Here is a 25,191-nt window from a genome sequence, read left to right on the forward strand (position 1 = left end):
AATGGACGATCCCACCCAGGCTGCCGCCGAGGGCGACGCGATCACCGAACAAGCCTCGGCGGACGCGACCCTCGAAGAGCTCCTCGAGCGACCTGTCGCGCGGCGTGAGCCCCCGGCAGCGCAGCGTTCCACGTGCTTGGTCGGCGAGTGCGTCGACGACCGCCACCCCAGCTTGCAAGGCCGGATCCGCGTGCGGCTCAGCGATCCAGACCCGCGCGAGCGCTGGGTCCCGCGGCTGCAGGGCCTGGCGGTCCGCGTGGGCGATCGGGTCTTGATGATCCGCCCCGACAACAGCGCGGCGTGGGGCGAAGAGACGGGCGACGAGTGGATCGTCACCGGCGTCGTCGACGGCTTCGCCAAGCGGCCCAGGGTCGAGAAGCAAGCGGCCGCCAACATCGAGCTACAGCCCGACGAGGCCGTCCGCGTGGTCTCGCGCGAGGGTCAGGCGTTGCTCGAGCTGTCGCACGACCAAGATGGTCCCGTCGTGCGCCTGCTCGAGCCCGATGTCCGGGTCGAGCTCGCGGGCAAGCTGGCGATCAAGGCCAATCAGATCGAGCTCGAGGCCGAGCAGGGCGAGGTCTCGATCAAGGCTAGCGCCGACGTGGTCGTTCGCGGCGAGGTCGTACGTTTGAATTGAGTGTGAGTGAACGCGCGACCATTGCCCCCAATCAATCGACGTTGTCATCCTTGACTTCGCCAATGTGCTCGACTACATAGTCCCAGCACTCGCCGTTGTTGCGGCCTGAGCATCAACCCCGACCCAAGAAAGGAGCCAAGCGAATGAACGTGACGTATCGAGCTTATTTGCCGCTCCGTGGGTTGTGCGGGCTGATCTCGGGCTAGAACCGCCGAGAGCGAACCTGGCAGACCTCGCGGAGCGACACCCTCGTTCCCGGTCGATAATTGCGTGGTCAGACAGCGTGGTGACACCCGCCTGACCGCCCAACTCATCGACCGGCCCGCTGGCGGGAACAGCCAAGGTGGCGAAGCGGACTGTAAATCCGCAGCGCGTCGCGCACGGTGGGTTCGATTCCCACCCCGCCAACTACTGCAATTGATTGCGGACACAACAGCTCCGCCAACCATTCACAATATGAGCAGAAAGTAGACGCAACAGTCCAATGTCCATCAAGCAGCACCTCAACGTCGGCACGATCGGCCACGTCGATCACGGAAAGACCACCCTCACCGCGGCGATCACCAAGGTCGCCGCGCAGAAGTTCGGCGGGACCGCCAAGGCCTTCGATCAGATCGACAACGCCAAGGAGGAGAAAGAGCGCGGCATCACGATCATGGCCTCGCACGTCGAGTACGAGTCCGACAGCCGCCACTATGCGCACATCGACTGCCCCGGTCACGCCGACTACATCAAGAACATGATCACGGGCGCGTCGCAGATGGACGGGGCGATCCTGCTCGTCGACGGCAGCCAGGGACCTCAGCACCAGACGCGTGAGCACATCTTGCTCGCCCGCCAGGTCGGGGTGGCGCAGATGGTCGTGTTCGTCAACAAGGTGGACATCGCCGACCCCGAGATGCTCGAGCTCGTCGAGCTCGAGGTCACGGAGATGCTCGAATCCCAGGGATTCGAGGGCTCGCCCTTCATTCGGGGCTCCGCCCTGTTGGCGCTCCAGGGTGACGACACGCAGTGTGTCGTCGCGCTGCTCGACGCGATGGATCAACACCTCACGGTCCCCGTTCGGGATCTGCAGGCGCCGTTCCTGATGCCGATCGAGGGCGTGTGCACCATCGCTGGCCGCGGGACCGTCGTGACGGGTCGCGTCGAGCGTGGCACGGCCAAGCTGGGTGATAAGGTCCAGATCGTCGGCCGCAGCGACAGCAAGCCGATCGAGGCCGTGATCACCGGCATCCAGGCGTTTCACAAGGACATCCCGTCCGCAGACGCCGGGCTCAACGTGGGCCTGCTCCTGCGCGGCGTCGAGCGCGACGCCGTGGAGCGAGGACAGGTTGCGATCGCGCCCAACTCGATCCAGCCACACAAGCTCGGGAAGGCGGAGATCTTCACGCTCACCGAGAAGGAGGGCGGTCGTCACACTGGCTTCGGCACCGGATACAGCCCGCAGTTCTTCTTTGGTGCGGGCGACGTGACCGCGATCGTCGATGTCGGCGCGGTGGGATCGGTCAACCCGGGCGACCGGGCCGAGATCAGCTTCTCGCTCAAAAAGCCGGTCGCCTGTGAGGCCGGAATGCGGTTTGCGATCCGCGAGGGTGGCAAGACCGTGGGTGCAGGGGTCGTGTTGGAGGTGACCCCTTGACGTCGAAGGCCCCGGGGAGACAACCCCGGGGCCTTCGGTTTTTCTGGAGTCACGGCTCGATCTAGCGGGTGCGCCGTCGCCTCCGACTCGCACCCAGCACTGCGAGGATCGGCCCGGGGCTGCGCCCGCGCATCGCAGCTGGTATAGTCGCCGCCCGTCATGGCTCGAGCCCACGACATGCTCAGCGCCCTGCGGATCGCACTCGTGTGGATCCTGGTGCTGATCGTGGTGCCGCTCGGCGGCTCGCCGTTCGAGCAACCCGCGGAGGGCTGTGAGTCGTCGTGTCCATGCGACGAGGCCGAGCATGTCGCCGACGCCGAGGCTGGCGAGACCCACGCCGACGAAGAGCTCCCGTGCGAAGACGACTGCGCCGAAGACTGCTCCGGGTGCTGCGACGCACGCGTGGCGGTTGCGCTGGTCAGCCTCACGGGGCTCCCAAGCATGTATCTGGGCGCCGCCGCGAGCTGCGAGCTGCCGCCACTCGACGCGCCCGGCTGTCGCGTCGCAATCGGCGTGTTTCGGCCGCCCCGCTCCCTGACCTGAGTCCGTCCGTATTCGGTCTTAGTGAGTCGGCGAGCTCGCGCTGCGGCGCGGCCTCGCGTTCCCGGGGAGAATTAAAATGGTTCGAACGAGGCTCATGGGCCTGGCTGTCTGCGTGTTGCTGTGGGCATCGCCCGCTCACGCAGGCGAGCCGGCACCACCCATCATGGAGATCACCTACGAGCAGGCGCTGACGCTCGCTCGTGGGCAGGCGCCCTCGCTGGCAGTTGCGCGCGCGCGAGTCGGCGAGGCCGAGGGCCAGGTCGACGCCGCGGAGGTCTGGCGGCTCAACCCGCAGATCATGGCGAGCGCGGGCCCGCGGTTCGGCGCAAACCAGACCAACGTCGACGTGTCCGTGCGGGCGACGCAGTGGCTCGAGGTCGGCGGCCAGCGCGGGCATCGGATCGACGCGGCGCGGGCCGGGGTCGACGCCAGCCAGGCGCGCAGCGAGGACACGCGGCGGCTGCTCCTGCGGGACGTGAGCCTCGCGTTCGTCGCCGCCCTGTACTGGCAACGACGGGTCGAGATCGCCGAGGAGAACCTCGAGCTGGCGAGCGCGGTCGAGGCCGTCGCGCGACGCAGGCACGAGCTCGGCGACGTCGGCGGACTCGAGGAGTCGAGCGCGGCGCTGGCGGTCGCTGACGCCCGGGTCGACGTCGAGCGTGCTCATGCGGCGGTTGATCGAGCCGAGGGTCAGCTCGCGGCGCTGCTCGGCGTCGAGGCCGAGACCGAGCTGGTCACCGTCGGCGACCTGCGCGAGCTGGCGATCCCCGGTGGTCCGATCGACGCCAATATCGACATCGACATCGACGAGCGCCCGGACCTGCGCGCGCTCGAGGCCGATGCCCGCGAGGCTCGGGCTGCGGGCGCGCTCGGTCGCTCCAACCGCGCGCCGAACATCGCCGTTGGTGTGGGCTACGTGCTCGAGGAGTCCGAGCACGTCATGCTCGGGACCGTCGGCATCACGCTTCCGGTGTTCGATCGTGGCCAGGGCAGCGTCGCCGTGGCCGAGGCCCGCGGCGCGCGGGCCCGCGTGGAGCTCGAAACGACGCGCTACGCGGCCTCGATCGCAGCCAAGACCGCAGACGCGGTCGTGCGACGCACCACCGACGTCGCGCTGCAGTTCGAGCGAGACGGCCTCGCGCAGCTCGAGCGAACCGAGCAGCTCGTGACCGTGAGCTATGAAAAGGGCGCGGTCGCGTATGACGAAGTGCTCGTCGTTCGGCTCGGGCTCGTCGCCGCCAAGCTCAACTACGCGGGCTTGCTGCTCGAAGCAGCGACCGGCCGCGTCGAGCTGAGCGCAGCCACGGGGGCGTTCCAATGAGCCGTCGAAACCACGGGTCAACGCTCCGCGCGACGCTGGCTGGCCTGGCGCTGGTCCTGCTCTCGCTGCTCGGCTGTGACGCCGAGCGGCCCGCCGCCGAAGCTGAACCCTCGCCACGCGAGGCCAAGACCGCGCGAGCGCCAGCCGAGCCCCCCGCCGTCGACGACTGGTGCGCCGGGCACGGGCTTCCCGAGTCCAAGTGCACGAAATGCAACCCCGAGCTCACCGCCCAGTTCAAGGCCGCGGGCGACTGGTGTGACGAGCACGGCTTCCCCGAGTCCGCGTGTCCGACCTGCAGCCCCCAGACGGAGCCCACCGTCGCCGTCGACTGGTGCGCCGGACATGGACTCCCCGAGTCCAAGTGCACGAAATGCAACCCCGAGCTCATCGCCGACTTCAAGGCCGCGGGCGACTGGTGTGACGAGCACGGCTTCCCCGAGTCCGCGTGTCCGACCTGCAGCCCCCAGGCGGAGCCAGCCGTCACCGGCGACTGGTGCCTCGAGCACGCCCTCCCCGAGTCGACGTGCACCAAGTGCAACCCCGAGCTCATCGCCCAGTTCAAGGCCGCGGGCGACTGGTGTGACGAGCACGGCTTCCCCGAGTCCGTGTGTCCGTCGTGCAACCCCGCGACGCCGCCGCCTAACGCCGAGCAGGCCGCGCTCGAGGCTCGGATCGTCCGACTGCGTGCGCCGGAGCTCGAGGCCGCCGCAGGGCTCCGCACCACGGCGGCGCGCCGGATGGCCGCGGCCACGTTCGTGAGTTGCACGGCCCACCTCGAGTTCCACGCCGATCGCCTCGCAGACATTCGCGCGATCGTCCCGGGCCTCGTCCGTGGCCTTCGCACGGAGGTCGGCGATCGGGTCGAGCCGGGCGACCCGCTGTTCGAGCTCGAGAGCACGGACATCGGCGCGATCCAAGCCGCGCTGCAGACCGCCCGCGAGCGGGTCCGAGCGGCGCAGGCCAACCTGGATCGGCAGCTCGACCTCCGCCAATCCGACATCGCCTCGGCCCGCCAGGTCGAGCTCGCGCAGCAGGAGCTCGCAACCGCGAAGGCGGAAGGTCGCGCGGCTCGGGCTGCGCTCGACATGGCCGGGGCCGGGGGCTCGAGCCGGGTGGGTCGCTACACGATCGTCGCCCCGATCGCCGGAACCGTGCTGCGCCGACCGGCAGTGCTCGGGATGATCGCTGGCGACGACGCCTCGCTCGCGACGATCGGCGACACCTCGGTGATGTGGGCGCTGTGCGAGGTGCCCGAGACCTTCGCCGATCGGATCGCGCTTGGTCAGACCCTGCGTGTCTCGGCCGACTCGAACCCGGAGCTGAGCTTCGAGGGGCCGATCACCTGGATCGCCGCCGAGGTCGACCCGCGGACCCGCACCGTCACGGCCCGCGCGGAGATCCCAAACCCCGACGGCAACCTGCGCGCCAACCAGTTCATGCGCGGACAGATCACCACGAGCCCGAGTCAGGCCGTCGTCGCGGTCCCGCGCGCGGCGGTTCAGCGCGTCGGCGCCCGCGAGCTGGTGTTCGTCCGCACCGACGTCGGCGTCTACGAGCCGCGCGTGGTTCGTCGGCTCAGCGGCGGCGACCTGGTCCAGATCGAAGGTCGGGTAGCGGTCGGCGACGAGATCGTGACCACGGGCGCCGTGCTGCTGCGGACCGAGATCATGCCCGGCAGCATCGGCGCCGGGTGCTGTGAGGTCGAAGCACCAGGGGGTGAGTGATGTTGACCCGACTCATCGACCTGTGCCTCCGGCACCGACCGGTCGTGCTGCTCGCAACCGCGATCCTGATCGCCTGGGGCCTCGCCAGCTTTCGCCGGCTGCCCTTCGACGCGTTCCCCGACACCACCCCCGTCCAGGTCCAGATCAACACGAGCGCGCCTGCGCTGGCGCCCCTCGAGGTCGAGCGCCAGCTCAGCTTCCCCGTCGAGCAAGCGATCTCGGGTCTGCCGGGCCTGGTCGAGGTCCGCTCGATCTCGAAGTTCGGGTTCTCGCAGGTCACCGCGATCTTCGACGACGACACCGACATCTACCTCGCCCGCCAGGTGGTCAACGAGCGGCTCGCGCTCGCGGACCTACCTGAGGGGATCGAGGGCCCGGCTCTGGGCCCGGTAGCGACCGGCCTCGGCGAAGTGTTTCAGTACATCGTCCGCGCCGACGACATGTCGCCGGCCGAGCTCCGCACGCTGCACCACTGGGTGATTCGCCCGCAGATGCTCCAGACCCCCGGCGTCGCCGAGATCAACACCTGGGGCGGCCACCAAAAGCAGTATCACGTCGTCGTCGATCCCTACCGGCTCGTGAAGCACGAGCTCACGCTCGAGGACGTCGCCCGAGTCGTGCGCCAGGACAACCGCAACGTCGGCGGTGGCGTGCTCGACGTCGGCGGCGAGGCCCAGCTGATCCAGGGCCTGGGCCTGGTCACCGGTATCGAGGATCTCGAGGCCATGGTCGTCGCCGAGGTCGACGGCACGCTCGTCCACCTCGACGACATCGCCGACGTTCGTGAGGACCACGAGCTCCGGCGCGGCGCGGTCACGGCCGAGGGGCGCGGCGAAGCGGTGCTCGGGCTCGGGTTCATGCTCATGGGCGAGAACAGCCGCGAGGTCACCCGCGCGCTCGAGGCTCGGCTCGAGCAGGTTCGCCCGAGCCTGCCCGAGGGCGTCGAGCTCACCCCCGTCTACAGCCGCTCCGCGCTGGTCGACGAGGTCTTGCACACGGTCCGCAACAACCTGCTCGAGGGCGCGCTGCTGGTCGTCGCCGTGCTGTTCGTGTTGCTCGGCAACCTCCGCGCCGGGTTGATCGTCGCCCTCGCGATTCCGCTGTCGATGCTGTTCGCGTTCAACGCGATGCTGTGGGTCGGGATCGCCGGAAGCTTGATGAGCCTCGGCGCGATCGACTTTGGTCTCGTCGTCGACAGCTCGGTGATCGTCGTCGAGAACGCGGCGCGGCGGCTCGACGAAGACATGTCCGGGCGCAGCGTGCGAGAGATCGTCCGCGACGCCGCGGTCGAGGTCCGCAGGCCGACGCTGTTCGGCGAGCTCATCATTGCGATCGTCTACCTGCCGGTCCTGACGCTCGAGGGCGTCGAGGGCAAGCTGTTTCGGCCGATGGCGCTGACGGTGATCTTCGCGCTCGCCGGCTCGATGCTGATCTCGCTGACCTTGATGCCGGTCCTGGCCAGCTACGCGCTCGAGTCGGGCCGCCGCAAGACCGCGAAGCGACGGGTGGTCGCGGCGCTCGAGGCTGGCTACCGCTGGGTGCTCGAGCGCGCCCTGGATCAGCGCAAGCTGGTGCTCGCGCTCGCAACCGCGGCTGTGCTTGGCGGTGGATTCGTGGCCACCGGGCTGGGATCCGAATTCGTGCCGCGGCTCAACGAGCAGGCCGTCGTCATCAACACCGTGCGCGTCGCTGGCATCTCGCTCGACGAGTCGGTCCGCTACGGGACCCAGATCGAGCGCCGCTTGCTCGAGCGCTTTCCCGACGAGATCGAGCACGTCTGGACGCGGACGGGGACCGCCGAGGTCGCCACCGATCCCATGGGGCTCGAGGTCTCGGACGTGTTCATCACCCTCACGCCGCGCGAGCAGTGGACGCGGGGCGCGACTCAGGCCGAGCTCACGGCCGCTATCGCGACCGAGCTCGAGGGCATGCCCGGCATGCGCAGCGTGTTCACCCAGCCGATCGAGATGCGGGTCAACGAGATGATCGCGGGGATCCGAGCCGACGTCGGCATCAAGCTGTTCGGCGACGACTTCGCGGTCTTGCAGGACGAGGCTGACGTCATTCGTCGGGCGATCGAGACGATCCCGGGCGCGGCCGACGTGACGGTCGAGCAGCTGACCGGGCAGGCGATGCTGACGATCGAGGTCGACCGCGACGCCGCCGGACGCCATGGGATCGCGGTTGCTGAGGTCCTCGATGTCGTCGAGTCGCTCGGCACCCGCAAGCTCGGCGAGGTCGTCGAGGGCCAGCGGCGGTTTGACCTCGTGCTGCGTCTCGACGACGAGGTTCGACGGTCGGCCGAGCGAATCGGCGAGCTCCTGGTTCACACCCGTGAGGGCGGACGCGTGCCCTTGTCCGCGCTCGCGCGGATCGAAGTCGTCGAGGGTCCGTCGACGATCCAGCGTGAGTGGGCGAAGCGTCGGGTGAACGTGCAAGCGAACGTTCGTGGCCGGGATCTCGGCTCGTTCGTCGCTGATGTCCGTCGTGTGCTCGACGAGCAGATCGAGCTTCCGCCCGGCTACTACACCAAGCTCGGCGGCCAGTTCGAGCAGCTCGAGCGCGCCCAGCGACGGCTCATGATCGTCGTGCCGCTCGCGCTCGCGCTCGTGTTTGGGCTGCTGTATCTGACCTACGGGCGGGTGAGCGACGCCATTCGTGTGTTCACCGGGGTGCCATTCGGCGCTGTCGGGGGGGTGCTCGCGCTGTCGCTGCGAGACATGCCGTTCTCGGTCTCGGCTGGGGTCGGCTTCATCGCGCTGTCGGGCGTCGCCGTGCTCGGCGACATCGTGTTGGTGTCGCGGGCCAAGCAGCTGCTCGCTAGCGGTCTGGCGCAGCGCGAGGCGATCGTCGCCGCAGCGCAGAGTCGGTTGCGGCCGGTCCTGCTGACGTCGCTGGTTGCCGCGCTCGGGTTCGTGCCGATGGCGTTCAACCTCGGCGTTGGTGCGGAGGTTCAGCGACCGCTCGCCACCGTGGTGGTGGGCGGGATGATCAGCTCTACGCTCGCGACCTTGCTCGTGCTTCCGGTGCTGTACATGAGCTTCGCCAGGCGCCGCCGGGCGAAGACGGAAGGCTAGGCGAGCCGGGGCCGCGCGGCATTCGCCTGGCACTGGTCATTTGTCAACCTGTGCAAATATAGAGGTACAGGACCTTCGGGCAGGGACCACCCCGGGCAGGTTTTTAGCACTCCGACGGTCCGCACTCGCCGACTCGCGGCGCCGCGTTGCCGGCCCCCATCGCGCACCACTCCGGAAACGGCGAAGGCAGCTCCGCAAAGTCCTGATACGGCGAGTACCCGTCCTCGAGCCAGTACGGGTGAGCCAACATGAACTCCCACACCATCCCGAACACCGGCAGATCCGGCTGGTCCACAGGCGGCTCCAGCGGCGGCGTCGCGTGGGCGCAATTATGAATGCACTCCATCACCGGATGCCCGGCGCTCTCGAGCTCTTGCTCGAGATCCTGCGACCCGATCTGAAAGTCGATCGCAATGCAAAAGTCAGTGGGCCCGCCCCACAGCACCATCGCTGGCATGATGTTGCCGCCCGTCTGCCAGTTCTTGACCAGCCCACCGACGCCGCCCGACAGCGAGAGCATGCTCGCCAACCGATCCCCGTGCCGGCTCGCCAGCATGCTGGTGAACAGCGCCCCCGCGCTGACGCCCATGGACGACACACACTCCTTGTCCACGTTGTACTGCTCGGCCGTACACGCGAGCAGATCGTCGAACATCTGAAAGTCCTGATCCATCAAGAAGTCGAGGTCGGTCACCGCGAACGGCCACTTGAACGGCACGAATTCATCAATGTCGCGCCCGTTGGGGATCACGGCCAAGAACCGGTAATGATCGACGGCGTCTTGAACGTCGGCCTTGTCATAGACCGCGTTGGCGCTGCCACCCAGCCAGTGCCACAAGAAGATGACCGGGAGCTGCTCATCCTCTTCCACATCCGTGGGCGCGACGAAGATGAAGCTGCGATCACCACCACCGGTCGCGATGACGTTCTGCATGCCCGACTCCAGCACGGGACAGGTGCCGCTGTAGGTCGGCAGCGGCGGCGCGAGCTCGGCCCCATCGGGTGGCGTGGTGCCGCACAGCGGGACCATCGGCGGGGGATCGCCGTCGCCATCCCCATCCCCATCGCCATCCCCATCGCCATCCCCGTCACCTGGATCGCCATCGCCGTCGCCGTCACCTGGATCGCCGTCGCCGTCGCCCGAATCCCCGTCGCCGTCGCCATCTCCAGCGTCGCCGTCCCCGTCCCCGCTGGTTTCGGTGGTGCTCGTGTCGCTGGTGCTGCCCTCGCTGAACTCGCCATCGTCGGCGCAACCAGAAGCAACCAGGCACGCGCCCAGACTGAGAGAGCGCCACAACTCGAGTCGAAGACGGTCCATGACTGGACCGGATGATATCAACTCACGTCGCGAAAGTGCACGGCCACGCACCACGAGTCGCCCAGCCCAGCCGCTCATGCGCAGGCACCACGTTGACGGGGCCGCCTGGTCCCGTGAGAGTACCGCCCATGCCGATCCGCGCGGTTCATCGAGGGGCGCTCGGACGGCGCTACATGGGTCGACGTCGCGGCTCCCTGTTTGCGCTGCTCCCGGCTCCCGTGGACGCGGACGCGTGCCTGGCCGAGGCCGGCTTCGCCGACTTCGCTGACTCCGAGGACGCATGGGACGACGAGCTCGAGGCCCTGATCTCGACGACCGTGACGACCATGACTGTCCGGTTTGGCGACCCCGACGTCACCGTTCACGAGCCACCGACCCACCCGCCGTGGCTGCAGCGCCTCGACAGCTTCCTGGGAGGTCTGCTGCTGTGGCGATCTCGACCCAAGCCGACTGCGCGCACACCGACGCTGGCGCTCCAAACTGCGGCCCAAGACGATCAGCCACCGGCGTTCGCCCATGTTGGGTTTGGCGCGGCCGCGCATCGTCACGGCGAGCCGCATCGGGCGGGCGTGTTCACCTCCGACGGCCACCCAATCATCTGGGTTTGGCTCGAGGACTCGGTCGCCGATGCGTGGCCAGACATCGCGCGAGAGATCGCGGGCCCGCTGCCGTGCAGCGAGATCGACCTGGCGTGGGAGCGACTGTTGCCGAGCTTTCCGCTGCTCTCGCGCGAGCCTTCGCGCGTGGCGGTGCATCGAGGCGACGCCGCGACCTGGACCGACGGCGACCGGGTGCTGGGCTTCCAGGCTGGGCTCGGCGTCACGCCACCGCAGGTCTACCTGCCGCCCGAGTCGCAGTGGCGCACCCACGCGCCAAGCTGGGCGGCGACGCTGCGACCGGCGATCGTGCGCGACCTGCAGACCTTCGGGCTTCGGGTCGTCGAGCTTCGGGATGCCACCGCGTTCGAGCGGGATCGATGACATCCCGCAGGCGATCAACCGCTCGGTGAGCCGACGTTGCTCAGCGCATAGCCGGTCATGTCCGAGTAGGTGTACGCACCAACCAGACCGTTGTAGGTCCAGAATTGCCCGGTCACGGGATCGATCTTGCTGACGTTGCTGCCGTACGCGACGGTCCAGACGTAGCCCTCGAAGTCGATGCTGACGCCGTACGAGCCGGCGGCGTTCCACTGCTTCTCGACCTGCAAGGTGTCGCGGTTGACCCCGATCACGCCCTGCCCGTCCGACATCCACAGCAGGCCGTCTTCAGCGGCGTCGGCCATGCAACCGGTGTAGCCGCCGACCGCAGCCGTCTGCCAGGTCTCGGTCGCGGGATCGAAGCGACCAACGTGATCGCTGCACAGCCACACGTAGCCCTCGGAGTCGACGGTCATGCCGTACCACGAGCCGTTTTGCGGGGACTGCCAGATGTCGTAGGTCATGTCGCTGCGGTTGACCCGAACGAGCTTGCCCCAGCCCAGCTGCGAGCCCCAGAAGTCGCCGTTGCCGTCGACCGCGGCCCCGTAGATGCCAAAGTACTCCGGCGCGATCCCCTGCAGCGTGATCATCTCTTTGGTCGACCCATCGTCACCATCGAGCACGTACACGTCGATTGTCCCGCCGTTGGTCGCGGCGGTCCACAGCTCCTCGTTCTCCCACTGACAGCTGCCCTCGTTGAACTCGCCGGGGCCCCACGCAACCGGCCGCTGCGACTGATACTGCATGGGCTTGTACCAGGCAATGCACTCCTCCGTGCCCCAGGGCAGGAACTGGTTGCTGTTGGAGGTCTGGATGCCCGGCACCCCGTTCGACTCCTCGCAAAATTGCTCGTCGGCGTAGATCTTGGTCACGCCACCATCGCGGTTGGCGACCGCGACGTGACCCGAGAGGCTGACCGAGGTCCGCGAGGGCGAGCCGTTGCTGTCGGGCCGGACAATATAGCGACCGATCTCCGTGACGGTCTTTGTGTCGATCTTGCTGATCGTCCCTTGCTGGCTGTTCGCCGCCCACAAGAACGAGAACTCTGGGTCTTCGTTGCCACCGCTGCCGCAGTTGAACGCTGCGTCCGGCACGGTCAGCGTGTCAAATTTTTGATTGCTGCCACCTTCCGCGTCCCCTTCGCCGGGGTCGCCATCGCCATCGCCGGGATCTCCGTCACCGTCGCCGGGATCTCCATCACCAGGATCGTCGTCGCCGTTGGTCTCGGCGCCTTCCGCACTGTTGCTGTTGCTGTTGCTATTGCTATCGCTATTGCCCGTCTCGTCACCGACGCCAGATTTCGATTCGGCCCCGGTGTTACCACCGCATCCACCTAGCGCAACGCCCAGGCCCATGACACATACGATCGCGGCTGTCTTCATGTTGGTAATCCGGCAGGCATTTTATGCCGACACTGCTGACGCGGTAGCCCCCTCCAGCGCGGCTGCGACGTGCGGTCACACTCACTGCGACCATGAAACACGCTCCGTCACGAACACCCCAACAAGAAGTTGAGCAATTCCGAGAAGATGCCGAGCGAGTCCAACTGCCGGCTCACGCTTCCCCCTATCCGACCGGGTCCGGCGGCGCCGCGCGTCGGTCCCCAGTAGGCGCCTGACCCGCTGCTCGGATGGGAGCGCCAGGTCAGCCGCTACCCTGATGGAACCGCCACGGTCACCGCTTCGGCTGCAGCAGCCCGCGTCCAGCGAGGTAGTACTCGAGCGCGACCATCGACTCACGATCGACGCTGATATTCCACGCCCGCCGCTTGGCCCCTACCCGCCATCCGCTATCCGCCCAGTGCTGTCCCAGCCCTGCGGCCTTCGATGCGCCCACCGTGATCGCCGTCCCGCCGCTGACGAGCCGCAGGTACCTGCCCACGCGCTTGTCTTCGGCCACCATGTTGCTGCTCAGGTTGGTCAGCGAGCTGTCCTTGCGCTCGATCAAGCTGCCAACCTCGAGCTCGACCGGCAGCCGCAGCGAGCGCGACATCAGCCCAAAGCCACAGCGCAGCTTCAGTTGATCGTGCTCGAGCCGCAGCTGCGCCTTGAACACACCCAACAGCGCCAGCAACAAGATCGTGAACACCACGAGCAGCGACGCCCCGACGCCGGCCATGAGCTGATTGCTGAGCTGCACCTTCACCGTAAACACGCCCGTGACGACCACCGCCCACCCGACCAACAGCCCGATCGCAGGTCGCACGATCCAGCGATCCGCGCCGCGCAGGGTCACGCTTGCCGGCTCGCCAGTTGTCTGCAACAGCGGCGCATGGAGCTTGGTCAGGTGCCGCTCGAGATTTTGGCCCTTCACGCTCGCCGCACACCCCGGACACGGCAAGCTTGCCTGTGGGTGAGCACCCGCGAGCCTGCGGGCGGTGGCGACAGCTTGTGCGAGCTCGACCATGACTGACTGACTCACTGACTGACCGATCCTACTTGGGCCCCGCCTGCCCGGGTGACCCGGCCTCGACCTGCGAGCGCAGCGTGGGTGGACACAGATACGGGACCGTGTGCTGGTCGTCGATCATCAGCGCCAGCGGGATGTTGGCGTGGATCCCCGGCACGAACACCCGCGGTAGATCGAAGTGGCGGGCCACGTAGGTCAGTGAGGCGCGGCCGAGATCTGGCTGGACCAACACACAGGTCAGCTGTGCCTGCGCGGGGAACAGCTTGCCCTCTATATAAAAGTCTAGCTTTGGCGCGCGTGGCAAGTGAAAGCCAACGTGCGGCCGGTCCGGGTGCATGCCTTCGACGATGATCGGCGTGCCCGGCTCGAGCGGCGGGAACACCAGCCCGATCGGACCCTCTTGCAAGACCGGCGGTGGCAGGGGATCGGGCGGCGCGACGACCGGGAGCTCGTGCCAGTTGGTCGGCAGCGCGCTGAGCAAGACCTCGCGCAGCGGGGCGTCGCTCGGCGGGTGGAACCACGCCTCGATGCCCAGCCACGCGCTGCGTGGGAACATCATCGCGTTGGTGAATTCATAGCAGGCCGGGAGCGGCTGCAGATACCAGCGACGCGGATCACCCGTGATCAGCGACTCCGGTCGCAGCAGCTGCTGCGGGTCCTCGAGGTTGGGCAAGCTCAGGCCCTGCGCTGGCTCGTCGACGACCACGTAGCCCTTGCCAAACGGGTTGCGCGGGTACACGCCCGGGTGGTCGAACTCCAGCCGCGCGCGCATGGCCACGGTCATCTCGTCGGCGCCGACCGGGACCCGCGGATCAAACCCACCATACGCGTTGCCCCACACGATCGGCATCTGGGTGTAGGGCTCGGGCGCGCCAAACCGGACATCCCCGCGCGCCGGCCACTCGACGGCGCGATCACCAAATACCGCGATCAGCTTTTGTTGCCCGCTCACGGTCACGCGGATCATCTGCGAGCGGACCGGGCTTCCACCTGGCGCGAACGCGCTGCCTCGCACGATCACGTCGGTCTGCATCTTCATCGGCCAAAAGTCGCTGCCCGGCGACCAGCGCGGCTCGGTCTCCGGCAGGCGAATGTCGTGATAGAGCGGCTCGACCTTGGCCGGGATCGCCTGCTCACCGATCAGATCATAGCTGAGCTTGACGAGCCCGTAGACCATGTCCGGCATCGACTCGGGCGGGTAGAAGTCGACGATCGCGTCGTAGGCCTCGGCGATCGGCTCACGCCCGCCCGATTCACTCGCTTCACTCATAGCGGATTACTGACCGAGGACGGGCGGGTGTCGGACACCGACGTGGTCCCGTCGGGTCCCGTGGTCGTGGTGCGATTGTGAAAGCCACCGAATGGATCACTGATGTCGGTGCTGGTCGACGTCGTGCCCTTCTCCCAGCTGTGTGATGTGCTCTCGGAGCCGAGCCCGAGCGGGTGATTGCCCGCGATCCCTGCCCCGTTGGTGTCGAGGTTTCCGGTGATCGGACCCGCGTTGCCGCTGGCCCCGCCCTTGCCCGACCAGCCCGTGGCACTGCTGTAGGTGGCCGAGACCCCCAACTTGAGCCCCAGGAACGGCCCGCCGATCGTGTGGCTGATGCCGATCTCGCCCTCCCCGGTCGCCGCGATCCGCACGGCGCCGGTCAAGATCCCGACGCCCTGCTTGATCGCCCACTTGGTCGCGTCGGTGGTGATGCTGCCAATGAACTTGCTGGCGAGGATCTGATACACGTACTGGCCCGCGCGGCTCTGGGCGATCATCTTGCCCGCGCCCTGGCCAAAGCCCTTGGTCCCGCCGCCCATCCTGAACATCAACCAGTCGAGCAGCATCCCCGCGGCGATCGCAAACGCGCCCGCGAACCAATCTCCAAATGTCATGCCCACGGTCACCGAATTGAGATGACTCGTGGGCGCGCTCGCAAGCGGCATCTTGATGGGGTTGGAGCAGTAGGTCATGGGCGTCGGGGGCCAGCCGATCATGGTCATGCACGCGGTCTGCTTGCCGTTCATCTTGACGGTGCTCGCGCTGAAGTTGGCCTTGCGCGAGGACAGCGGGATGTGCAGGAGCGTCAGGGTATTGTTGGGCGCCGGGGCGACCTGCACGTGGGGGATGAACTTGCCGCAGTCATGGCCCATCTGGCAGATCGTCATGCCGCAGTGGACCACGCTGGTCGTGAACTTGTTGCCGCCCAGCGCGTAGCCTGGCGGCCACCAGGCGTTGACCGGCGACTCGATCGCGCACGCCGTGAGGGCCAGGGGCGCGGCAGGCATCGGCGGCGGCACCGGTGGAAACGGCGGGAGCGGGATGAAGTCGTGAGTCGCGGTCAGCGGCACCACCATGTTCAGGCAGATGTCGCGTTGGATCGTCACTTTGGTCATGGCTGAAACCAACCTTCGGCGAGGCGGAGGCGAAACGAGCGGCTCATGTCGGGGGTGACCTCGTCGATCGTGAAGAAGTGGCGATACACCACATAGAAGCGAGACTGCTCGGGCAGCAACATGAGCAGCTGCGGCTCGAGCTCGCGGGTGCCCGTGCGATCGCCGAGCTCGTAGTCGGCGAGCACCCGCAAGCGCGGGATCCGAAACGCCCAGCGCGCGCTCGCGGTCATGCCCCGCAAGATCACCACCGCGTCCTGCGGCGGAATGTCGATGATCCAGTCCGGGTGCGCGCGGTGGTAGGCCATGCGCAGCATGTCGGCCTGCGCCAGCGGCTGACCGGTCTGGTGCATGTGATCGTGGGCCCGCTGCACGTGCGTGCCGATGTCGGTGGGGATCGTCGCCCAGCAGTACGGCCGCGGCTCGTCGTCCCAGCGCTGGATCTGCGCCTGGGGGTGCTCGAGGTTGGGCAGCAGGCGGAAGTGATCGGGGGCCAGCCGCGGAAACCCAGCCGGGGCGGAGAAGGCTTTGCCAACGTCGACCGCGAGCTTGTGGGCGTCGAAGCCACGCCCGTACTTGTTCATGCCGTGGTCGAGATCGATCACGCTCTCGGCGTCGATCCAGCACTCGGCGGAGCCCCCGTAGGCCCGATCCCAGGTCAGCGGCAGCGTGTCGAACGGCTTGGGCTCGGAGATCCGCGCGCTGCCAGCGTGCTGGGCCCACCAGCGATCACCCGAGACCAGCAGCGCGCGGTGGTGGCTGCCGACCGCCATGTCGACCATCATCTGCGCGCGGCCAGCCCGGCAGTGAGCGCCGTACGCGTTGGCCAGGGCGATGACCTCGAACACGCGATCTTGGCGCGGCACGCCGTCGCCGGGGAGCAGCCCCAGCTCGGTCGGTTCGTCGGCCTCGAACAGCGGCACGGGTGCCTGGGTGTCGAGCGCCGTGCTGCCATCGGGCGCGACGGTGAAGGTCGCCTTGGCGGTCAGCAGGCCGTAGCGATGCCGGGTCCCGTCGAGGGTCGCCACGCGAACGTCGGCGACGACGGGGGTCTGATTGATGAGGTCCATGAGCCTGCGATCACGCGAACGGATCAAGCGCCACGCGCCCGCGGCCGCGCGAGCATAGCAAGGAGTGTGACGCCGCGTCCCCGCCCGCGCGGTCAGGAACCTGTGAGAGCATGCGGTCATGATCGGCGCTCGCTGTCGCTCGCTCGTCGCCACGCTCGCGCTCGCGCTGGCAACCACAGCGCTCGCCTGCGATCGCGCGCCAACGCCAAGGCCCCACGCACCGGTCCCGGCAGCTGCGGACCCTGCCCCCGCGCCCGCACCTGCGCCCGCGCAGCCCGAGCTCGAGCCGCCGCTGATCCCCGATCTCGAGCTGCCCGCGATCGCGGGGATTCAGTACCTCGAGGTCGTCACGGGCGGGGCCTCGGCCGACGCCGAGCTCCCGATGATCGTCGCCCTGCATGGCAACGGCGCGTTCCCGCGGCTGATGGAGCACGCGCTGCTTCGCAACCCCGGCACGGCCACGCACCCGGCCGCACGGTTTGACAGTCCCGCTCGCTGCATCTTCTTGCGCGGCACCCAGGCGGCGCAGGCTCCCGGCCACGCGCGGTGGTTCTCGATCACCGCCAACGAGGCGCAGGCTAGCCCCGAGCAGCTCGCCGCGTTGAGTGCACAGATCGCAGATCGCTCCGACGAGGTCGCCGCAGCGATCACGGCCCTCGCCGCGGCCCGGCCAACAATCGGCAAGCCGATCATTACCGGTCACTCGCAGGGCGGCATCTTGGTCTACGGCCTGGCGGTCCGGCACCCCGAGCTGTTCGCCGCCGCGCTGCCCGTGTCGGGGTGGCTGCCCAAGCCGCTGTGGCCCAAGCACAACGCCAACGCCGATGCGAAGGGTCTGAAGCTCATTGCCCTGCACGGCGCGCGTGACACTGTCGTGGGGTTCGACGCCGACAAGGCCGGCGTCGAGCAGCTGATCCGGCTTGGCTACGACGTCGAGCTGCACACCTTCCCCGATGTGCGGCACGACCTGTCGCCGATGCTCGGCCACCTGCGAGATCAGCTACGCGACCGACTGGCTGACCAAGCGGCTGGCCAAGCCGCCAGCTCGGCAGCCGAGCCCGCCCGTCAGTAGTCGACGAAGTCGTCGTCCCCGTCGCCGCCAGTGGGCGAGCCCCTGCCGCCAAAGGTGTCGATCCCATACTTGCGACCCTTGCGGCGCAGGGTCCCGTGCATGCGATCCCACAGCATCAGGTGCTGCCCAAAGTTCACGTGAAAGTGCACGTGGTGATCGTCGTGATACATGCTCGGCCCCTGCCAGGGAAAGCGCGACACCAGCCGCACGCCCGAGTGGTCGATGATGTTGAACACCAGGATGTAGCCGAGCACGACCATCACCGACACCACATGAAACGGCAGCACGAACAGCGGCAAGAAGGTCGCAAGTTGCAGCCCCAGCAGCTCGAGCGGGTGCATGGCCACGACCACGAACGGCGACGTGGCGATATAGCGGTGGTGGTGCCGATGAATCCGCTTGAACAGCGGCCGCAGGTGGAACCCACGATGCGCGTAATAGGCGAGGCCGTCCATCAACACGAACAGCAGCACCGTGCTGAACAGCGTATACACCCAGCCGTACTCCGCCACGTCCATGTATAGCTTGGGCGCCTTCCAGCCATTGAGGTACGCGTACACCAGATTGCCCGACACGAACCCGCCCAGCGCCAGGTTGAAGCTGCTCAGCAGCGCGGCCTCGCGGGACTGGTCCGGTCGCAAGAAGCGCTTGGGCTGGCACTTCCAGGTCTCGGGCTCGTGGCGGCGGAGCACGTAGTAGCGGATGTGGTAGTAGCCGGCGACGATCCACAACACCGCGACACCCACGAACATCGAGGCGAACACGATGCTGGCCCACATGGGCCAGTTCATCTGGTGGTCGAGGAGGTCGAACAGGCCGAGCATGGGCGGGACGGTACCAGGAGCGCCGGCCCTCCGCTGCCTCTGTTTTCAGCTCGGGTCAGGCTTCTGACCCGCTTGCGGACGCCTGTGCATACGGGGCCGCTCGTTGGGCAGCGGGCCTACATGGACCGCTCAGGGCACTGGCCGCTGGGACGGGCCTACCCGCCCGCGAAGCACGCGCATTAGCCGCGGCCACCACTCCTGAACGTGCTCGGGATCCGATGACGGCGAGGTTCGTACAGCCTGTCCCCGAGCCCCCAAGCTACGGGCGCTCGCCCTGACCAACTGCTGAGCGGTTCTGCCCTCATCGGTAGGCCTCGCTATTAAGATGGCCCGGCCGTGTGCGGGGTTCGTGCTGGCCAACGAACTCCAGCAACGGCCGCTGACGCATCGAGCGCTTGGCCGTAGCGCTGGTCCAACAGCCGCCTCGGCTGCTCCGCACTAACCCGCGACGACTCCGTTTCGCACGCGAATCGCTCAAGGAGCGGGGAGACAATCGCCCAAGGGCAACACATCTCGCAGCCAGATGGATCGTCCAACTAGTGAGGACACGGATTCGCATACTTCTCGAGCCACTTCGGATCTGGCTGAAGTGCAATTTCCGACGCTGCTGGCACCATAACCTTGTACGTGCCGCCGTACAGCGCTGCGAGATCCTCTGGCCCTAGAATTGAATGATACAGATGCTGAAGGAGATTATACATGAGGTAGTATAGCGCCGAGCCCCGGCCCTTCTGCGATGCAAAAAACATCGGGACAATCGGGTAGCACAAGTCTTCGTTCATGAAGAGGGCAGGAGCAATATCGCCATTCGGATGTCGGCACCCCCAGAACACCGTCCCGTGACCCAGCACACAAATTGCCCGAACAACATCGAGGCGCCCGAGCGTCTTACATATATCAAAGAACCGGTTTGCCACTTCGTTGATATTAACGTTGTCAGCAAGCCCCGTCGCCACAATGGCCGAGTACAAAGGGTTCGTCAGTCCATGATCACAGCTCGACCCTTCCCGATTCTCTGTCTGGCGATGGGCCCCGGTGAAGGGCCGATATAGCCTGTGCGCCGTCACCAATTTGGCCATCCCCTCATCGAAACTGGCCCAGGTCAACGTCTGCTTGACCTCCACAACACCATAAACCCCCTCATATGGCAAATGAAACCGTCGCGAGTCAGACGTCGCGCCAGATTTCACCGCAGTGAACCAAAAGTCGTTAAAAAGGACAAGGTCGAAATCTCCGGATGTATATCCCCGTTGATCGATAATGACTCCGGGACGGATGGAATAGCGACTAGGCACCAGGCGCCGAAACTCCTCACGAATCACATCCTCGACCCCTGGCCCCGAATCATAGTTATCGATGTTGAACTGGCGCTCAAGCATGGCGCGCAGGCGAATTAGCTCCTCGCTAGCGGCGCACTGCCCCTGAAACGCCGTAGACAATCGGTGCGAAACCTTCGTGCGTGGCTTCCACTTTGAGGTATCGGGCAGTGGAGGAGGCTTGATGCCTGAGCTGCGTGTGGTGGCACGTTCTTTTTTTTTCGCTCGCCGACTCATGAGCCAACCTACCACCGGCCCCCACCGCTTGCCTCCGTAATCCGACGCTATGGCACTGAACCGTCCGTCAGGTGTAGTTGACAAAGACGAAGACAAGATCTCCTGCCTGTGGATCGAGAACGTCCGCTGACAGCCGCCTGACGCGACTTCGTGAACTTTCTGTAGTCGGGTGGCCCCCATCGTCCAACCTCCCACGCTCGATGTAGCGGTAGTGCTCCGCCACCACCGTCCACTCCCACCGATAGATCTCCTCACCGAGTGCAGCCACGGCTGACTCGACCGACCCGGTCACCTCACGGGCGCGTGGGTCACGAGTTGGACCAGCTAATTCGCGCGGACGTGGAGGGTGCGCTCAACGAACGCCACCAGCGGACGCGGGAGGCTGGCGCAGGCCTTTTGGCATCACGCCGACGAAGCTTGGGTGGCCCTTCGACAGCGAGAACCATCGGAATACTTGCCGTCAAAGTCGACGTAGTTCGACAGCTTTAGGGCGCTCGCGATCTTGCCCTGCATGATCATGGCCCCAGCGGGCGCGTCGCCACCGCTGAACTCACCAACGTCGTGGGGCAGAGCCCACCGGTGCAGCGCGCGACGCACCAGCCTCCCCTCGCCGCCGATCATGCGCTCCTTGCCGTCGATCATTCGAGCGCGCGACGAGGGTTGGGAGCAACATCGTCTCGGATCCGGTGCAGTTTCGACCCACGCTCGACCCAAATCCGGTGCTGATCAGAGGTAAGTTCCCCCCGTGCGCCACATGTGGAGTTCCTGGGTCCTCGCGTCGTCGTCACTGATCGTGGCTTGTGGCGGGGTCTCGACCGACCCCTTCGAAGACGTGGTCCATGAGACCGAGACCGAGACCGACGGAGACGGCGACGGCGACGGCGACGGCGACGGAGACGGAGACGGAGACGGAGACGGCGACGGCGACGGAGACGGCGACGGCGACGGCGACGGCGACGGCGACGGCGACGGCGACGGAGACGGAGACGGCGACGGCGACGGCGACCCCTGGCTGGACGCCTGCCCGACCGTCGCCGACCCCACCGTGCAGGCCGTCGTCGACATCGACGAGCTCGACGAGGCATCCGGCCTCGCCGCGAGCCGAACAGCGGCGCTGCTGTGGGCCCACAACGACTCGGGCGACAGCGCCCGCGTGTTTGCCCTCGACCTCGCGGGCGAGCGGCTGGCGACCGTCGAGCTCACCGGCGCCAGCGCGACCGACTGGGAGGACATGACGATCGGCCCGGGTCCGACTCCCGGCGACTGGCTCTACATCGGTGACATCGGCGACAACGCCGAGGCCCGCCCCGACATCACGATCTACCGCCTGCCCGAGCCCCAAGATCTCGGCGATCCAGAGCTGCCGATCATGGTCGACGACTGGGAGGCGATCGTGCTTCGCTACCCCGACGCGGCCCACGACGCGGAGACGCTGCTCGTCGATCCGATCAGCGGCGATCTACTGATCGTGACCAAGGGCCAGCAGACCGGGCTGTTTCGGCTCGCGGCGCCGTTTGAGCCGAGCGACGACGCGCAGGTGCTCGAGCAGCTCGACGATCCGACCTTCCCGAGCGCGTATGCAACCGCAGGCGACATCTCACCGCTCGGTGATTTCATCGTGGTGCGCGGCTACCTGAGCGCGTTCTTGTGGGTTCGTGGGCCAGATCAGAGCGTCGGTGAGGCGATGCTGGGGCAGGCCTGCGCGATCCCGCTGGCGATCGAGCCCCAGGGTGAGACGCTGGGCATCGACCCGGATGGCATGGGCTACTTCACGCTCAGCGAGAGCACCAACCAACCACTTTGGCGGTTTGAGTTCGAGCGCTGACCCAGACTCCTCGGCCGCGGGTGCCGAGCAACGGCCAGCTCACTTGTCGTCGCGCTTGCGGCCGCGGAACTCCTTGGCCTCGATCCCCAGCACATCCGCCGCCAGCGACAGCTTCCAAAACGGCACCCGCCCCGCCTCCGAGAACGCCACGCGGCCCTGATCATCGATGATCACCAGCCCCGCTCCGTCGATGCCGAACGCCGCGCGTGCCTCGGCGGCCTCGGGCACGAACGCCCAGCCCTCGACCTCCCAGCCCTCGGCCTCACCCACGATCACGCCGCCGATCCCGGCCCGCTGCTCGGGCTCCCAGTCGGCGGCGAGGATCCGCGCCAGCCGGATCGAAGGCTTCTTGATCTGCTCGAAGACCGCTTGCATCTCGCCATCGAAGCCCCCGTCCTCGAGGCCGGGGATCTCGGCGCGCGCGACCTTGGTGTCGAGGAACACCAGCACGCAGAACCGGCCCGCGCAGCTGTCGCTGTCGAGCTCACCGATCGCAAACTTGGGCGCAGGCGGCCCGGGGGGCGGCTCTTCGGCGCGCAGCAGCGACTTGATCTCGGCGAGCGTGGCTTCGTCGGCGTCGCCCGCGTGACGCAGCGCGACCTCGCCCTTGGCGTCGATCACGACGAAACCCAGGTGGCCCTTGGGCAGCGAGAACGCGTCGGTGAACTTGCCGCCAAAGTCGACGTAGATCGGCAGTTTCAATTCGTCGCGCATCGGTCCGACGAAGTCGCTCTCGATCTTGCCCTTCATGATCATGGCCCCGGCCGGCGCGTCGCCAACGCTGAACCCAACGACGTCAGCGGGCAGGGTCCAGCGATGCAGGGCGCGGCGCAGCAGCTTGCCCTCGCCGCCGGTCATGCTCTCCTTGCCCTCGATCATGATGAACACGGTCTTGCCCTGCAGATCCCCGAGGCGCAGGGCCGGGACGGGACCCTGGGCGTCGAGCTCGAGCTCGGCGATCGAGACCTCCGGATTTATTTCGTCGAGCTGCGCAGGGATGTCGTCGACCTCGGGCCACATCGACCACACCACCGCGCCGAGTCCCAACACCACGACACCCACGATCCCGGCCGCGAGCTTGAGGATCTTGCGCTTGGTCCAGGCTGCCACGGCGCGGAGTATATCCACAACGACCCGCGACGATAGAGGCGCCAAGCAGCGCTCAGTCGACGTGGAGCACGCCCATTCGCAGCTCGCCGTCGGTCAGACACGCGAGCGGCAGCGTGTCGCCGACGCCGTCGAAGCTGGGCCCGACGACCGCGAGATCGTCGCAGCGCAGGCCAGTGAGCGGCTCGAGCTCCACGTCCACGCCGGTCGAGCGCAGCGCCAACACGTCGAGATCGGCGCCCATCGGGATGACGAGCGTGGGGACCCCGTCGAGCAGCGCGAGGCTCGGCGAGCCGCTGGGCATGGCCGGGAGCTCGACCAGGTCGGTGACATCGCTGGGATCCTCGAGCTGCTCGGACCACCGATTGATCCGAAGCACGCGCACGCGCGGCGCCTCGGGACCGCCCTCGAGCGCGAACGCGTGGCGCGAGCCGAACGCCCCGTCGCAGCTGCGCAGCCAGGTCGTCGCGACCGGCACGCTGGCGAGCTGCCCCGGATCGGAGCTGAGACTCGGCAGTCCGTTGCTGCCGACCGCCAACAACCACGGAAACCCGAGGGCCATCCGGACGCTCAGGGCAGATCCGTGGCCCGCAAAGGTCCACAGCCGCGCGTCAGCGGGTAAGTCCAGATCGCTGGACGCCGGCCCCCGCAGCAGCACGGGCAGCGCCGGCTCACCGTTCGACGCCAGCCAGCGCGTGACCAGCAGTCGGTCGCCCGGGCTCGAGGTCTCGGCGTCGCGCCGCGCTTCGACGCCGAGCACCACCATGCGATCGAGCAGCGTGACCGCCTGGATCTGCGCGAGCTCATGCGGCCCGAGGGCGGCGCGCTGTTGCTCGTCGTCGAGGCTCCACAGCTCGAGGGGCGCACCTGGCTCGGCGAGCGGAACCCCCGGACCGGTGACGCTGACGATCCTCGCGTAGACCGTGGCGCCGCCGTCAGCCAGGTACGCCGCCACCACCCAGCGTGCCTGCGCGTCGCCAACGGTCACCCCCGGCACGACCGACAGATCGAGCTCCGCCCGGCCCTCGACGACGCCACCCGCCACCAAGCCCGGCAGCTCGAGCTCGAAGCCAGCCAACGACCACGCCCCGGCCCGCACCTGCACGCGAGCGTTCGCGGAGTCGACCACACCGAGCACGGCCTCGCTGCCCTGCCCGTGCACGACCAGGCGATCGCCTTCGTCGAGCAGCTCGGGCTGCAGCGTCGCGGTCAGCGGGCCCGGCATGCTCGGCACGACTTGGATCTCCACGACCTCGGACCGCAGCTCGACGGAGCCGAGCTGGTGGACCAACGACAGCTCGTGTCGACCCACGACCATCGCCCCCCCGAGGGCGAGGCGCAGCGTCTCCTTGCCCTCGAGCGCAGCCGGCCCGGAACCACCCAGCGCCCACGAGCCGCCGTCAATCTCGACCCGCGTGTCATACCGCAAGTTGCTCACGGCCAGCGTGAGGTCCTCGACCTGAGCGGCGCTCACCACCAGCTCTGGAACCGGCAGATCCAGACTGGGCGGTGGTGGGGGCTCGTCTTCACCCTCGTCCGGGTCCGCCACCTCGACATCGTCCGCCCCACACCCGAGCGCCACGACCCCCGACCCGGCCACGGCCGCGGACCAGACCAAGGCCAGGCGGCCGCGTCGGGGGAGGAGTCGCCTCACTCCCGGAGTGTACGTAAACCCCTGGCAAACGGGTACTTTTGCCGCCGGCGACCACCCCG

20 protein-coding genes and 1 tRNA gene are annotated in these 25,191 nt (G+C 67.5%); 10 read left to right on the forward strand and 11 right to left on the reverse strand.

What is annotated here, in order from left to right:
• The first annotated feature begins 1 nt into the window (after position 1).
• The 7 genes from ENSA7_RS09590 (at position 2) to ENSA7_RS09615 (ending at position 8,941) form a co-directional block, all read left to right on the forward strand.
• On the forward strand, positions 2 to 637 hold the full coding sequence (locus tag ENSA7_RS09590) for a hypothetical protein (protein WP_106088922.1): 636 nt from the start codon (positions 2 to 4) through the stop codon (positions 635 to 637).
• Between the two features lie 326 nt (positions 638 to 963).
• Positions 964 to 1,045 (forward strand) — tRNA-OTHER (locus ENSA7_RS43430).
• A 76-nt stretch (positions 1,046 to 1,121) separates the two neighbouring features.
• The gene (tuf, locus tag ENSA7_RS09595; protein WP_106088923.1) at positions 1,122 to 2,276 is read left to right on the forward strand and encodes an elongation factor Tu; all 1,155 of its coding nucleotides are present in this window, start codon (positions 1,122 to 1,124) and stop codon (positions 2,274 to 2,276) included.
• Positions 2,277 to 2,435: 159 nt separating this feature from the next.
• Entirely contained in the window at positions 2,436 to 2,819 is a 384-nt protein-coding gene (locus ENSA7_RS09600; RefSeq protein WP_106088924.1) for a hypothetical protein, read from the forward strand.
• A gap of 76 nt (positions 2,820 to 2,895) precedes the next feature.
• Positions 2,896 to 4,140 (forward strand): TolC family protein, encoded by a 1,245-nt coding sequence (locus tag ENSA7_RS09605; RefSeq protein WP_106088925.1) that lies wholly within the window; start codon positions 2,896 to 2,898, stop codon positions 4,138 to 4,140.
• Positions 4,137 to 5,864 (forward strand): efflux RND transporter periplasmic adaptor subunit, encoded by a 1,728-nt coding sequence (locus tag ENSA7_RS09610; RefSeq protein ID WP_244923762.1) that lies wholly within the window; start codon positions 4,137 to 4,139, stop codon positions 5,862 to 5,864. The genes ENSA7_RS09605 and ENSA7_RS09610 overlap by 4 nt, the downstream gene beginning before the upstream one ends.
• Positions 5,864 to 8,941, forward strand: a complete 3,078-nt coding sequence (locus tag ENSA7_RS09615) for an efflux RND transporter permease subunit (protein WP_106088926.1) — start codon at positions 5,864 to 5,866, stop codon at positions 8,939 to 8,941. The genes ENSA7_RS09610 and ENSA7_RS09615 overlap by 1 nt, the downstream gene beginning before the upstream one ends.
• Before the next feature lie 103 nt (positions 8,942 to 9,044).
• Here the strand turns inward: ENSA7_RS09615 and ENSA7_RS09620 are convergent, their stop codons facing one another.
• A complete protein-coding gene (locus ENSA7_RS09620) occupies positions 9,045 to 10,259 on the reverse strand; it encodes an alpha/beta hydrolase family protein (RefSeq protein WP_106088927.1) in 1,215 nt (404 codons plus the stop codon).
• A 128-nt stretch (positions 10,260 to 10,387) separates the two neighbouring features.
• On the opposite strand from ENSA7_RS09620, the gene ENSA7_RS09625 reads away from it, so the two are divergent.
• Positions 10,388 to 11,239: a hypothetical protein gene (locus ENSA7_RS09625; RefSeq protein ID WP_146157518.1), complete on the forward strand. Its 852-nt coding sequence runs from the start codon at positions 10,388 to 10,390 to the stop codon at positions 11,237 to 11,239.
• A gap of 14 nt (positions 11,240 to 11,253) precedes the next feature.
• On the opposite strand, the gene ENSA7_RS09630 is transcribed toward ENSA7_RS09625, so the two are convergent.
• The 5 genes from ENSA7_RS09630 to ENSA7_RS09650 form a co-directional block, all read right to left on the reverse strand.
• Positions 11,254 to 12,618, reverse strand: coding sequence for a Vgb family protein (locus ENSA7_RS09630; RefSeq protein ID WP_146157519.1), 1,365 nt, complete (start codon positions 12,616 to 12,618; stop codon positions 11,254 to 11,256).
• A gap of 292 nt (positions 12,619 to 12,910) precedes the next feature.
• On the reverse strand, positions 12,911 to 13,549 hold the full coding sequence (locus ENSA7_RS09635; protein WP_106088930.1) for a hypothetical protein: 639 nt from the start codon (positions 13,547 to 13,549) through the stop codon (positions 12,911 to 12,913).
• A 121-nt stretch (positions 13,550 to 13,670) separates the two neighbouring features.
• Positions 13,671 to 14,915 (reverse strand): DUF2169 domain-containing protein, encoded by a 1,245-nt coding sequence (locus ENSA7_RS09640; protein ID WP_106088931.1) that lies wholly within the window; start codon positions 14,913 to 14,915, stop codon positions 13,671 to 13,673.
• Positions 14,912 to 16,030, reverse strand: a complete 1,119-nt coding sequence (locus ENSA7_RS09645) for a hypothetical protein (protein WP_106088932.1) — start codon at positions 16,028 to 16,030, stop codon at positions 14,912 to 14,914. The genes ENSA7_RS09640 and ENSA7_RS09645 overlap by 4 nt, the downstream gene beginning before the upstream one ends.
• Positions 16,027 to 17,097 (reverse strand): DUF2169 domain-containing protein, encoded by a 1,071-nt coding sequence (locus ENSA7_RS09650; RefSeq protein WP_181233549.1) that lies wholly within the window; start codon positions 17,095 to 17,097, stop codon positions 16,027 to 16,029. Before ENSA7_RS09650 ends, ENSA7_RS09645 begins: the two co-directional genes overlap by 4 nt.
• A 118-nt stretch (positions 17,098 to 17,215) precedes the next feature.
• On the opposite strand from ENSA7_RS09650, the gene ENSA7_RS09655 reads away from it, so the two are divergent.
• A complete protein-coding gene (locus ENSA7_RS09655; RefSeq protein WP_106088934.1) occupies positions 17,216 to 18,169 on the forward strand; it encodes an alpha/beta hydrolase in 954 nt (317 codons plus the stop codon).
• Here ENSA7_RS09655 and ENSA7_RS09660 read toward each other — a convergent pair.
• The 3 genes from ENSA7_RS09660 to ENSA7_RS09670 form a co-directional block, all read right to left on the reverse strand.
• Positions 18,163 to 18,993 carry a sterol desaturase family protein gene (locus tag ENSA7_RS09660; protein ID WP_106088935.1) on the reverse strand — a complete coding sequence of 277 codons (831 nt, stop codon included), beginning with the start codon at positions 18,991 to 18,993 and terminating at the stop codon, positions 18,163 to 18,165. The two genes, ENSA7_RS09655 and ENSA7_RS09660, sit on opposite strands and share 7 nt — an antisense overlap.
• Positions 18,994 to 19,529: 536 nt before the next feature.
• Complete coding sequence (locus ENSA7_RS09665; RefSeq protein WP_146157520.1) at positions 19,530 to 20,372, reverse strand: DUF6602 domain-containing protein; 843 nt, start codon at positions 20,370 to 20,372, stop codon at positions 19,530 to 19,532.
• A gap of 576 nt (positions 20,373 to 20,948) precedes the next feature.
• Positions 20,949 to 21,188: a hypothetical protein gene (locus ENSA7_RS09670; protein ID WP_106088937.1), complete on the reverse strand. Its 240-nt coding sequence runs from the start codon at positions 21,186 to 21,188 to the stop codon at positions 20,949 to 20,951.
• Between the two features lie 103 nt (positions 21,189 to 21,291).
• Here ENSA7_RS09670 and ENSA7_RS09680 point away from each other — a divergent pair, with 103 nt between their 5' ends.
• Positions 21,292 to 22,371 (forward strand): hypothetical protein, encoded by a 1,080-nt coding sequence (locus ENSA7_RS09680; RefSeq protein ID WP_181233551.1) that lies wholly within the window; start codon positions 21,292 to 21,294, stop codon positions 22,369 to 22,371.
• Between the two features lie 39 nt (positions 22,372 to 22,410).
• Here the strand turns inward: ENSA7_RS09680 and ENSA7_RS09685 are convergent, their stop codons facing one another.
• Complete coding sequence (locus ENSA7_RS09685; protein WP_106088939.1) at positions 22,411 to 23,481, reverse strand: hypothetical protein; 1,071 nt, start codon at positions 23,479 to 23,481, stop codon at positions 22,411 to 22,413.
• Positions 23,482 to 23,533: 52 nt separating this feature from the next.
• Positions 23,534 to 25,132, reverse strand: coding sequence for a hypothetical protein (locus ENSA7_RS09690; RefSeq protein ID WP_146157521.1), 1,599 nt, complete (start codon positions 25,130 to 25,132; stop codon positions 23,534 to 23,536).
• Between the last annotated feature and the right edge of the window lie 59 nt (positions 25,133 to 25,191).

Origin of the sequence: Enhygromyxa salina (assembly GCF_002994635.1) — a bacterium.
GTDB lineage: Bacteria > Myxococcota_A > Polyangia > Nannocystales > Nannocystaceae > Plesiocystis > Plesiocystis salina_B.